This window comes from Agrobacterium sp. NPDC058088 (genome assembly GCF_042885035.1).
GTDB lineage: Bacteria > Pseudomonadota > Alphaproteobacteria > Rhizobiales > Rhizobiaceae > Agrobacterium.
The window spans coordinates 191,291-203,304 of record NZ_JBHVSU010000006.1 but is presented as its reverse complement, the minus strand read 5'-3'; the positions used below and the strand labels follow the sequence as shown (position 1 = coordinate 203,304).

The 12,014-nt window shown below is 56.4% G+C and carries 6 protein-coding genes and 2 pseudogenes; 3 read left to right on the top strand and 5 right to left on the bottom strand.

All coding sequences use genetic code 11. The annotated features are described in order from the left end of the window. Positions 1-14: 14 nt before the first annotated feature. Positions 15-1,700, bottom strand: a complete 1,686-nt coding sequence (gene aspT / locus ACFVTJ_RS17715; RefSeq protein WP_386909570.1) for an aspartate-alanine antiporter — start codon at positions 1,698-1,700, stop codon at positions 15-17. A gap of 390 nt (positions 1,701-2,090) precedes the next feature. On the opposite strand from aspT, the gene ACFVTJ_RS17710 reads away from it, so the two are divergent. Continuing rightward, positions 2,091-4,754, top strand: a complete 2,664-nt coding sequence (locus tag ACFVTJ_RS17710; RefSeq protein ID WP_386909568.1) for an autotransporter outer membrane beta-barrel domain-containing protein — start codon at positions 2,091-2,093, stop codon at positions 4,752-4,754. Positions 4,755-5,274: 520 nt separating this feature from the next. On the opposite strand, the pseudogene ACFVTJ_RS17705 reads toward ACFVTJ_RS17710, so the two are convergent. Further along, positions 5,275-5,772: pseudogene (locus ACFVTJ_RS17705) on the bottom strand (LysR substrate-binding domain-containing protein); the annotation flags it as partial. 92 nt (positions 5,773-5,864) lie between these two features. Here ACFVTJ_RS17705 and ACFVTJ_RS17700 point away from each other — a divergent pair. Next, positions 5,865-7,402, top strand: a pseudogene (locus ACFVTJ_RS17700) (IS3 family transposase). Between the two features lie 118 nt (positions 7,403-7,520). Here the strand turns inward: ACFVTJ_RS17700 and ACFVTJ_RS17695 are convergent. Both ACFVTJ_RS17695 and ACFVTJ_RS17690 read right to left on the bottom strand, forming a co-directional pair. Further along, the gene (locus ACFVTJ_RS17695; RefSeq protein ID WP_386909566.1) at positions 7,521-8,816 is read right to left on the bottom strand and encodes a putative bifunctional diguanylate cyclase/phosphodiesterase; all 1,296 of its coding nucleotides are present in this window, start codon (positions 8,814-8,816) and stop codon (positions 7,521-7,523) included. Between the two features lie 698 nt (positions 8,817-9,514). After that, the gene (locus ACFVTJ_RS17690) at positions 9,515-10,729 is read right to left on the bottom strand and encodes a diguanylate cyclase (RefSeq protein ID WP_386909564.1); all 1,215 of its coding nucleotides are present in this window, start codon (positions 10,727-10,729) and stop codon (positions 9,515-9,517) included. Positions 10,730-11,403: 674 nt separating this feature from the next. Here ACFVTJ_RS17690 and ACFVTJ_RS17685 point away from each other — a divergent pair. Next, positions 11,404-11,709 carry a putative quinol monooxygenase gene (locus ACFVTJ_RS17685; protein WP_386909562.1) on the top strand — a complete coding sequence of 102 codons (306 nt, stop codon included), beginning with the start codon at positions 11,404-11,406 and terminating at the stop codon, positions 11,707-11,709. Here the strand turns inward: ACFVTJ_RS17685 and ACFVTJ_RS17680 are convergent. Continuing rightward, entirely contained in the window at positions 11,687-11,941 is a 255-nt protein-coding gene (locus ACFVTJ_RS17680; protein WP_386909560.1) for a hypothetical protein, read from the bottom strand. The two genes, ACFVTJ_RS17685 and ACFVTJ_RS17680, sit on opposite strands and share 23 nt — an antisense overlap. Positions 11,942-12,014 lie beyond the last annotated feature (73 nt).

Sequence of the window (12,014 nt, the reverse complement as noted above, 5' to 3'; positions counted from 1 at the left end):
CTCTCTCCTGTCTGTTAAACGAGTGCCACCACGAGTGGGCCCAGCAACGTCAGGAAAACGTTGGCAAGTGCGTATGTTATGGCAAAAGGGGTCGTGGGAATGGAGTTTCCCGCTTTATCGAGAATTTCTCCGAAGGCGGGATTTGCGCTTCGCGATCCGCTCAGAGCACCGGCGAAAACCGCGACATTGTCGTACTTTAGAAGGTAGCGACCAACGAGCATTGTTATCAACAGCGGTAGCACCGTGACGACGACGCCTATCGCAAATATCGAAAGACCACTTTCAGCGACGGTGTGTACCGCTTGTTGGCCTGACTGCAGGCCGACCACGGCCACGAACCCTGCCAAACCGAGATCTCTCAGGAGAGTTGAAGCGGGTGTCGGCATGTTGCCAAGCGTCATATTACGGCTGCGATACCAGCCAAATACGAGACCGGCGAGCAAAGCTCCGCCGCCTGCACCAAGCGTTAGCGGGACCGAACCGATCCTAACCACGAGAAGACCAACCAGCAGGCCGATGGCCACACCAAAGCCGTGGTATACGAAGTCTGTCTTGTCACTGGGAGTTAAGACGCTGCCAACTCTGTTCGAGAGGCGCTGTAAATCCTCCTGTACTCCGTGCACGGTCACTATGTCGCCGGCACGTATAACGGTATCGTTGTTCAATTCCAGTTTCACACCGGCCCGAGTTACCTGTATCACGTAGATTCCGTGGCGCAGTTCTTTGCTTCGCTCCAATATCCGGGAGACGGTTTGGTCGGCGAAGTCCCTGTCTTTTACGACGATGTCACGCGTTGTGACCACGAGTTCCAGGCCTTCCGCCGCCGCCACCTCCCTGCCGATCAGGTTTTCAAGACCGACGACGCCCGCACGACGTCCGACTATCAGCACGAGATCACCGTCCTGCAGACCAAGACCGGGTTCAACGCCAACCAGAGCGCTGCCTCGTTTCACGCGTTCGATCGTTATAGGCCCTTTTTTCGACAGTGCTTCCAATTCGGCAATGCTTTTCCCAGCCGCGCCCTCGACCCTGAATATCCGTCCGACGAGATCCGGAAGGGCCGGTGCTTCACCGACGCCATACACTCGGGCGCCCTTGAGCATCTCTGCTTCCGCCTTCACGGCGTCATCCCGGATTCCCCGCTTCATGAACCAGGGAAGAATATTCACGCAGACGATGATCGCTCCAAAAGAACCGAATATATAGGTGACCGCGTAACCGATCGCGACGTTCGCCTGGAGCCTCTGCGTCTCATCGGCGGCAAGGCCAAGTTTTTCAATAGCGGAGCTCGCCGTTCCGATAATGGCTGATTGTGTCAGCCCCCCAGCCGCAATGCCCGCGGCGATGCCCTTATCAAGACCTGTCAATTTTGCGAGCACGACCACGGTGGCAAGACCGCTGATCGCAAGAACCGCAGCCAAGACGATCTCTCGTATAGATTGTTTTCCCAAGGAGCGAAAAAACTGCGGACCGCTTTCAAAACCGACGGCGTATATGAAAAGGGCAAAGAGAACGGATTTGATCCCATTGTCGATTTGAACTCCCACCTGGCTTATCACGACAGCTACGAGGAGGGAGCCCGCAACACCGCCGAGCTGAAACCTGCCAAACTGGACCTTTCCGATCCAATAGCCAAAAGCCAATGACAAAAAGAGTGCGATTTCAGGGGATTGGCGGAAGATTTCGGCAACGGACGACATTCGACATCCTCTCAAGACGTGTAATCAAGCGTACAACCGGACGGTTAGAGCTAGGCGCATGATGGATAAACTGTCTAGGCGTAAACCCACGAAAACTGTGGTCGGGATCAGTCACGGTTAACGAGAGATTTGGACCAGACTTATCTTGGACGGTTATGCGACATTGTCATATGGAAGATTTTACCAGTGACTATTTCAGCAACCAAAGGTTAAAACAATCGTTTCTTTTCTTTTCCTTATCAACTAACTTTCGTCCAATGATTGTCTGCGAGGAGCTATAGCCGCCGCAAAATTCATGGGATGCGTTTGAAGCATCAACCGATTTGCGCGGGAGATTTCAGATCAGATAAAACTCTGATTTTTTGCAGGTCTTGTGCGGGGGCACGTTTGATGCGTAATTCAAGCCAGAGCAGAATACCCGGTTTCTTTTCCTTTTCGCACGCCGGTGCGTTTCAGTTGAAGCTTGGACTGCCGCTTACCAGCGCCTTGCTTTTCTTTCCCTACACCGGAACGGCACTTGCAGATTGTACGCCGACCACGCCGTCTTCTGGTGATACGGTTGTCTGTGATGGCAATCCGGCGGGCTTCACCACAATCGGTCTGGGCAGCCTGAATGTCCAGATACAACAGGGCACCAACCTCAATGGTCCGTTCACGGCCAGCACCATGGACACTCTGACGGTCGACTCCTCAGGCAATCTGCAGAATGTTCTTATCACTGACGTCAACCGGCTCGTCTTCGACAACCGCGGCACCATCAATGGTGGTCTGGTGGTGAATGGCGATGGCGCCTACATCGTCCACAACTACGCCAACTCCTTCATCAATTCGGCCTTCAGCTTCACCGGCAACAGCACCAACGTCATCACCAATGACGGCACGCTGAACAATGGCATCACCGTCAATGGGAACGGCCAGACCAACATCACCAACAACACTGGTGCATCGCTGAACAGCGGTATCTTCGTGACTGGCGCCAGCCAGACCTATGTGCAGAACTACGGCACGATCCAGAGCACCGTTTCACTTGGAACGGGCAATGACACGATCATCAACTACGATCCGGGCCAGATCAACGGCAGCGTCTCGCAGGGGGCCGGCAACGATATTTTCGACATGCGCGGCGGCCGCGTCAGCGCGACGGTCAATCAGGGCGATGGCGACGACCAGTTTCGGCTGTCTGGCGGCGAAGTCACGGGATCTCTGGTAGCAGGCTCTGGCGCCGATTCTATGGTCTGGATCGGCGGCCTGATCGGCGGTATCGACATGAGTACCGACAACGACACGGCCTATTTCTCTGGTCTCACCGAGGACCATCTCCGCGGTATTCAGATCGATGGCGGACTCGGCACAGACATTCTGACCTGGTCGAATACCAAGGGCAGCAATCCCGGACGGCTGATCAACTGGGAACGTATCGAACTGACGAACGGCTCCGAACTGACGATGAACAATACCCTGACATTGGGGGACACTGGAACCCTGACAGGTGGTCTCGTCATTGACGGTTCCAGCTATCTGCGGGCCGGTAGCGGCACGTGGAGCATCAACCCGGCGGTTGGCGGTAATCTGGTACAGGTTCAAAACTCCGGTTTCATCGATCTGACCAACGGTTCCAACTCGACATCGGACAGCCTCACCATAGTCGGCAACTATCGCGGCTTTGGCGGCCAGCTCTGGCTCAATACCGTGCTGGCGAGCGACAGCTCCCCCTCCGACAAGCTGGTGATTTCCAACGGCACGACATCTGGCACCACCGGCCTCGTCGTCACCAATGTCGGTGGCGCCGGTGCGGAGACGACGCAGAACGGTATTCTCGTCGTGGAAGCCATTAACGGTGCGACCACAGGCTCGAGTACCTTTAATCTCGCCCGCCGTGCCTCTGCCGGTATCTACGAATACCAGCTCATTAGGGGCGGCGTGACCAGCGGCACCGAAAACAACTGGTACCTGCGCAACAACTTCCAGGGCATTGATGCCAGCAACCCGAACCTGCCAGACTGGCTGCTGCCAGGTGGCGGTGGCGAAGAAGGTGGCGGTGACAATAGTGGCGGTTCGGGCGGCGGCGGTAGCGGCGATGGCGGTGACGACGGCGACATCACACTGATCCGCCCTGAAGTCCCGATCCTCAGCGCGACGCCGACGGTTGTTCGCGGCCTGCTGCGCGTCGCGCTTGGCACGTTCCATGAGCGTCATGGCGAACAGGCCTGGTTCGGTGACGAAGCGGACAAGGATATCGTCTGGACCCGCTTCTTCGGCGATCAATACCGCCAGGACCTCAGCTCCTTTGCCGATCAGCGCTTCAAGGGCAACCAGTGGGGCCTGCAATTCGGTGCGCCGGTCTATCGTGCCGAACATGATGATGGCCAGCTTGATACCTTTGGTGTGATGGCCGGTTATGCCCGTGGCTGGGGCGATATGCGCGCTCGAAACATCTACGACCGGGTCATCGAAATCGGCAACATCGATGTCGACGCCTATAGCCTTGGTGCTTACTGGACGCACACCTGGGAAGACGAGTCCTACATCGACGCCATTCTCATGCATTCCTGGCTCAGTATCGATACGGACTCAGTTGCCGATTACAGCACCAGTTTCCGCGGTCGGGAATGGACTGCTTCGCTGGAGGCCGGCAAGAAGTTCGACATTTCCGAAAACTGGGTTATCGAACCACAGGCGCAGGTCTATTGGCAGTACCAGAATTTCAACGAGGCCAACGATCCGGGCGGCCGGATCAGCTATGACAACAACGATTCTTGGACTGGCCGTGTCGGCATGCGTCTGGAAGGCGACTACACGATCAACGAGCGACCGTTCAGCCCCTTCGTGCTGGCCAATCTCTGGCATCAGTTCAAGGCCAGCGACACGATCCACTTCAATGAAACCGCCATTCGTCCATCCTGGGAAGAAACCAGCCTCGAACTCGGCGTCGGCTTCACCACCAAGGTCTCGGAAAATGCCTCGATCTATGCGAACGCGTCCTACGAGTTCAACCTCGGCGGAGAAAACTTCCGCCTCTTCTCCGGCCGCGTCGGCGCCCGCATCATCTGGTAGAACCGGTTGATACCGAAACTTCTCGCCGGCCGCCTCGACCTGGTTTTGATCAGGCCGGGCGAAAAGCTCAGTCGCAACGTCACGTAAAGAGGTTGTTTTCGGAAACTGTCGTCGTTGCCGTGCCAATTCATAGCATGATTGCGCAACAGGAGGAAATTTCGATCAGCGATCTTGCAGACGAACCGCTCATGTCCCCGAAAGGCGATCGCGGCCGGGACCCGCCGGGACCAGATGCTGGAGGTATCGGACAGCAATCTTGAGCGTAAGCATCCAATGCATGAACTTGCACAAGCGATTCATTGAGTCAGTCAATTTGGGTTTCGCCGCGGCCGGCCCGGCGAATAGCCGAAACAAATGCCCCGCGGACACTTGATCGCTTGCCCCTGTTATCAGGTTGGGCGAAGCCTCTGAATGGGTTGATTTCCATTCGTAAACGAAACACGTCGCTGGTTCGTGTCCGCTCAAGGCGTAACCAACAGCGATGTAGCGTGCCTATGTTGTCCTGACACATAGGGCTCGCTCAACGTGCTGTACCGTAGGGATGGCTAAGCCTACTCAAGTGCTGATGTATCCGGTCTATGATCGCAGCGCGTGTGCCTGCCCGCCTTTCCAGCAGCCCGATCGGTCGTAGTATCTGAGGTTCGCCGAACGGCACCGAGACGATCGGTACGGCGACGTCTCTTAACGCGATCCAGGGAACCACGGAGACGCCCAGACCGTGAATGACGCAAGAGACTACCGAAGCAATCGTGTCTATCTCGGCTATCAGATTTGGCACGATTCCGGTTTTTGCAAGCTCGATCTCTATGAGCTGGGCCAGCCTGAATTTACTGTTGAACCTGACATAAGGCATCGTCGACAGCAATTCGAGGCCGGACATTCGAGGCGTTTCCTCCGGACCGATGACCAGGAGAGGTTCATTGATAAATGGGTGCCATCTCAATGCTGAAGGAATTCCTGAATACTCGGCAACCATCGCGCAATCGAGACGGCCGGACATGACGTCGTTCAGCAGTTCGTCCGTATTGGCTGTTGGTTTCCACGCAGAACTGAGCCGGTTAGGCGCATAAGGGGATGCGGACGAAAACTTGGACCACTAGGAGGTAGTTCATGTATTCCTACGCAGACAGACTTCGAGCCGTTGAGCTTTATATCCGCCTTGGCAATCGGCTTAACGCGACCATTCGCCAGTTGGGTTATCCCACCAAGAATGCGCTGAGGGGCTGGTACCGTGAGTACTTACAGCATCTCGACCTACGTACTCAGCCGGTAGCGCGAGCGCCAAAATATTCAGAGGCTCAGAGGCAGGCGGCACTTGAGCACTTTCGCACCCCAATCGTTGCATCTCTGCGACGATGCGGGCACTTGGCTATCCTGGACGAGGAACTCTAACCGCCTGGGTCCGGGAGGCCTTTCCAGAAACGCGAACATCGATGGTCGGTCGATCGTGGCACCCTGGTTATTGCGAGGAGATCCGGAAGACGGGCGTTATCGGACTATGCGGTGGAGATGAAAGCGCTCAACAGGTGGCTGACCGGCTAGGCGTCTCAAGGCCGACATTGTACGCTTGGAAAGATCAGCTTCTCGGTCATGAGGCTCCTTCATCCATGAAACGCCGCAAAGCCAACTCCAAAGCGACAGAACGGGAGGAACTCGAGCGACAGCTTGAAGCTCTTGAGCGTGATGTCCGCCAGTTGTAACTCGAGCATGATCTCCTGAAGAAGGCAAACGAACTCCTAAAAAAAGACCTGGGCGTCGATCTGCAGATCCTGAGTAATCGGGAGAAGACCCAGCTGATTGACGCCCTTAAAGAAGTTTATCGCTTGCCAGAGCTGCTTGCCCAGCTTCGGATTGCCCGCAGCTCCTACTTTTACCATCGCGCCTGCATGTGCCTGGCAGACAAGTATGCCGCCGTCCGCCACAGCCTAGCTGAGATCTTTGAAACGAACCGTCGTTGCTACGGTTATCGACGACTGCAGGCGTCGCTGACCAGACAAAACGTGGTAATCTCGGAAAAGGTTGTCCAGCGATTGATGAAGCAGGAGCAGTTAGTTGTTGCCAGGCCGCGTCGACGGCGTTTTGGATCATATATGGGAGAAATCAGTCCGGCACCCGAGAACCTGATCAATCGCGACTTCCATGCTGAGGCGCCGAATGTGAAATGGCTGACAGATATCACCGAGTTCCAGATCCCAGCCGGGAAGGCGTACCTTTCGCCTATCATCGACTGCTTTGACGGCATGGTCATCAGTTGGTCGGTCGGGACGCAACCAGATGCTGGCCTAGTCAATACCATGCTGGACGCCGCAATCGAGACCGTGACCGACGTAGCGGAACGGCCAATCATCCATTCTGATCGTGGAGCGCATTATCGATGGCCCGGCTGGTTAACCCGTATCAGCGAAGCAAGACTGGTTCGCTCGATGTCTCGAAAGGGTTGCTCGCAAGACAACGCCGCGTGCGAAGGGTTCTTCGGTCGGTTGAAAACCGAGCTCTTCTATCCACGAGACTGGAAGGTCATCACGATCGAGCAGTTCGTGGCAGAGGTGGACGCCTACATCCGATGGTACAATGAAACGCGCATCAAAATATCACTGGGATCACTTAGCCCGGTCGAATATCGTAAGAGCCTCGGCCTGAACTTATAGAGCAGTCCAACTTTTTATCCGCACCCCCACCGGCTCAGTTCCGCGTGGAAACCAACAGTATAGACGTCTCGCGCTCGCAAATTAAATATATTGTACTTTTTTAACCGCATGTCTGCCTTCAACCGACAGCAGACAGGGTAGCGGTAATCGGTTGGTGACCCAACCATTTATTCAACTCCTCGCGCGGCATCGGCTGGGCGAACAAATAGCCCTGGAAGTGGTCGCAACCAAGTCGGGTCAATAGTTCCCGCTGGTCAGTCGTCTCCACACCTTCGGCCAAGGCACACATACCCATGACATGCGATATCTCGATGATCTTTCCGAGAAGCTGCTGCGCGCGCTCTTGCCTTGTGGCCTCGATAAGGAACTGCCGATCAATCTTTAGCTTGCGCACCGGGAGGGTACGCAACGTTGCCAACGAGGAGTATCCGGTCCCAAAATCGTCAAGCGCCCAAGAGGCGCCACTGGACGCCAGCACTTCCATCCGCTCAAGCACGGCCGAAGTATCGGTGGCCAGTGCAGTTTCGGTGAGCTCGAACTCCAGCAAGGACGGATCAATACCCGCCTCACGAATGATCCTCGAAACCGACGACACCAACGAAGGATCCTGAAGTTGGACAGGACTAATATTCACCGCGAGGCGTAGCGCTTGCGTGCGTGGGTTGGCTGACCAGTGACTGAGGGTCTCGCAGGCCTGACGAAGCACTTCCAGCCCAATCTCGCATATCAGAGTGCTTTCCTCCGCGAGATCGATGAAGGCATCGGGTGACAGCAGCTTACCGGACGGATGCCGCCAGCGCACGAGCGCCTCAGCACCAGTTACAATGCCACTATCACGCACTTGTGGCTGAAAGTACACCTCGATCTCACCGTTACGGACAGCTCGACCCAACTCGCGCTCCAACCGCAGGCGCTTTCCACTATCGATGCGGTAGATGGCAAACACGACGGCCAGCAGCAGCATCGACGTCGTCGTATTCAGCTTTGCACCCCATGCGCGCACCTCCAGTGGCGGGGAGATAGCTGGTGCGAGGGGGTCTAGCGCGCCCATCGCGAACGCAACGAAAGCGGCGATGCAAATCAGGGGGAAGATAAGCGTTCCATAGCGCTCGTGTCGCTCAAAAGTAAAAGCCGCTCCAGCGGCAAGCGGAAGCAGAAATAGGTGGGCCGACCGAGGAACCCAGGCGATGGGTGCATCGATCAGCGAAATGGCGCAGACGACCACAAAAACCCCGTGGGCAACGACAAGAAGCGATGAGCTATCGCTTCGCTTGCTGCGATGGCGGGCGAGCACGCCCACGCCGGTCAATCCGATGAACACTACCGACAGCTCGTAGCGACCAAAATAGAGGTAGCAGAGCGTCCACGCCAGCCCGAGACCGATGCAGGCCACGCCAGCCAGCTTGAGGATCACCGCCACCTTCTGTCTTCGCGGCTCGCTTTGCAATCTCATCTGAAGCGTAGGTAAGTCCGCCGGGGGCCCATCTTCTTCTCTTCTCACCATTCGTTGAGGCACCTTTTGTCGCGATTCAAAGGTGATATCTCCAACCGCCGCGGGATTAACCGGCGCGAGTGTCGACTATAAGACCATGGCCGTATCCGCCAACCCAGATAGCTGGATTTCTACTGTGCGACCAGTTCCCGATCTGATCAGGGCTAACGAAGACTTTTATCATAGAGGCAAATTTCACCTAATCAGGTGCCCTGGGCCGCTGAGAAGGGATGGAATCGTCAACCGCGGAGTAAAGACCTCCCAAGAGGTGGAGAAAAAGTCGGCCACTTTTGCGCCCCATCTTCGCGACGCAGGCGGCACTCATACGATTGCCGGCACTTCGCGCTACCTTGCGCCAAGGCAATGCGGGCATGACAAAAGGGCTGTCGCAGAAGAGGTCGATAGGCTGGTGTCGCTACTTCGCCAGGTGCTTGATGACGTTGGGACACGTGAGTCGTGACTAGCTCGCCAAGTGCCCTTATCAGGAAAGCTTCATTCTTGCTGGCAGCCTCAAATGCACGTGATGTGCAGCGGGCTATTGAGCACAGTAATAGCAGGGTGCCTTGCCCCACCAGCTCGCCGGATTTCGACACAATCAATGACCCAAGCGCTACATCGAATCAGGGCACCCCGGTCGTCACTAACCGCAAATGATGAGGTACGGGATCGGCTGAGGGTTGTTGCCTCGTTTCGGTTGACCGTGCTGCCTCAACGCGGTTCCGTCCAAGGGATTTCGCGCGGTACAGCGCGCCATCGGCGCTTGCAAGCATCCCGGCGAGGTCGTGGCAGTCTGGTGCCGCAAGGCCGATACTGACGGTGGCATGGGTTTTCAAACCCTCTGCCCGAGCGGCTGCTTTGGCGAACCGGCTTGCAATGGCCGAGCCGCGACTGAGAGCTTGGGAATGGTCGCACCGTGGCAGAAGCGCAGCGAATTCCTCCCCGCCCAGCCGGACAATAAGCGCGTCGGGTCCCGCTTCTTCGCGGGCGGTTTCGGCGAACAACTGCAAGACCTTGTCTCCGGTTGGATGTCCATGAAGGTCGTTGATCGCCTTGAAGTGGTCGAGGTCGAAGGCGAGCAGTGAGACGGGGTCACCATGCCGTTCCCGGAGGATCCGAGATGCCTGCTCAAAAAAAGCGTGACGGTTAGCAAGTCCGGTCAACTGATCGGTTTGTGACAGGCGGAGCAGGTGGAGCTTTTCCTCCTCTCGAATAATCATCAGAAAGGACATCGGCATCGCTACCGAGTACAAGACGGCCTCGTACATCGTCGCCTTCCCGACCATGGAGATTATATCTTGCCCGTACCGTTCAAGGAGAACAGGGGCAATGAACGCTCGGCCAAGGTAGAACAAGGCATGGACGGCCGAGATCGATACTGCGATCGGACGTGAGCGCAATCGCTGGACCGTGCGGCTGCGCAAAAGTGTCCATGCCGTCAGGCCGCAGGTCAGCGCGATGGGGATAGACGAGACATGGTTCCAGAAGGCGGTCGGGAAGTGCGTGCCAGCGATCGCCCAGGCGATGGCTAGGAAGCTTAGCGTTGCGACGGACGACCAGAGATACCGGTGACCGTCGAGGCCGGCGATGGCGTTAAAGACCAGAAGGTAGCCCAACATCATTAGGATGTTGATCGCCCCCATGCCGAGCGCGACCGGAAAGGGGCTGCGGTTCATTGCAAGCACGCAGCCGAGAATGAACGCGAAGAGTGCTGCGGCTAGAACACCGAGCACGCGTGCGCGACCTGGATGAGCCTGCCTTTCCCAAAGGAGAAGCGACGCTGACACCAGGAGCGTTCCGACGGTTAAATACCAAAGGGTTTGTAAATCGATCTGCATTGCTCTGCCTGCCTTACGTCACAGCCTACAGGATCGCCCCTTTAAGATTCTTTACGCCACCTCTCATATTGCCGACATGGTTGGCGTAGCGTTAAACATGCTGTTGATGCCGGCGCTAAAGCTAGAGAAGCGTTCCGTAAACGTGTTTGCCCGTTGATCGAATTCGACGATATGAGGGCGGCCTGTCTCGCGAGAGTGGTAGCGGTGCTTGGACCATCGCTCTATACAGGGAGCCCGCTGCATTTGCTTGCCGAGTAAGTCCGCGCATTTTTGGGCTGCCTTAACAATGAGCAGGGTGTGCAAAGATGGAGTAGACTATGGCGGGAAGCAGGCCACACACTCTCGACAGTGGGTGGCTTTGGGATAGCCGGCTACAGCATGAGCTGCCGCTATAGCGAGCCTAGAAGAGGCTATGTTTTCACGAGCCCAAAACCGGCGCCTCTTGATCAACGCAATAGATAAAGCGCCGATGCATATCAAACCGGTCAGAGGTTCGAATCTTTTCTGGAGCCGTTGATTCGGAGATCTTTATTCCCAACCGCTCTGAGGGGTTCGCCATCTCACATCTACCAAGCTTTCTCATGGACCTCTTTATTTTTGCCGATGGCAAAACATACGGCGGCTGAACGTGGTATAGTAGGTTGCGGCACGATGAGGTGCCCATGGAGATGGCCATGACCAAATTCGCACTTTACGTTCCACTTGAAGCAAAACCCGGCAAGGAACAGGAGGTCGCCGATTTCCTGAGATCAGCCATACCTCTCGTCAACGCGGAGCCGGGCACGATTTCCTGGTATGCGATACAGGAAGGCCCAAGCTCGTTTGCAATCTTCGATACGTTCGACGATGAGGACGGAAGGGATGCCCACCTAAATGGCCAGGTGGCTGCGGCTTTGATGGCGAAGGCCGCCGAAGGCGACTTATTCGCCAAGCCACCACAGATACACAAGTTATCCATTATCGCCGATAAGCGGCCGTAAGTGTCGGGCTGTTGTCGTGGTCATTCTTGGCGGCGCTTTCGTTCGCCTGAGAAGCAGAAAGAGCGAGCGTCCTAGCCGATCCCTTCAGGTCAGTCTGGCGAACTATTGCGATGCTGCTGGTGGCAGCGTCGTTGAGAAGAGTGGTCAGTGCTGTGGCGAGCTGGGCGTGAACGAAAGGCTTCTGGAGCAGAACGCTGAAATAGAGAGGCTGGATGCATGGAGTGATGGACATGTGTCTGTCGACGCTTGGCTGGGTCCGCCAGGCGTGCAAGCGTCCCTGCGATCAAACGGTCGGGGCGCCGTCG

Bases quoted from the DNA above. Each gene is read 5' to 3' on its own strand.
- ACFVTJ_RS17690 (WP_386909564.1), bottom strand. From the start codon at position 10,729: ATGCAGATCGATTTACAAACCCTTTGGTATTTAACCGTCGGAACGCTC.
- ACFVTJ_RS17710 (WP_386909568.1), top strand. From the start codon at position 2,091: ATGCGTAATTCAAGCCAGAGCAGAATACCCGGTTTCTTTTCCTTTTCG.
- ACFVTJ_RS17685 (WP_386909562.1), top strand. From the start codon at position 11,404: ATGACCAAATTCGCACTTTACGTTCCACTTGAAGCAAAACCCGGCAAG.
- ACFVTJ_RS17680 (WP_386909560.1), bottom strand. From the start codon at position 11,941: ATGTCCATCACTCCATGCATCCAGCCTCTCTATTTCAGCGTTCTGCTC.
- aspT (WP_386909570.1), bottom strand. From the start codon at position 1,700: ATGTCGTCCGTTGCCGAAATCTTCCGCCAATCCCCTGAAATCGCACTC.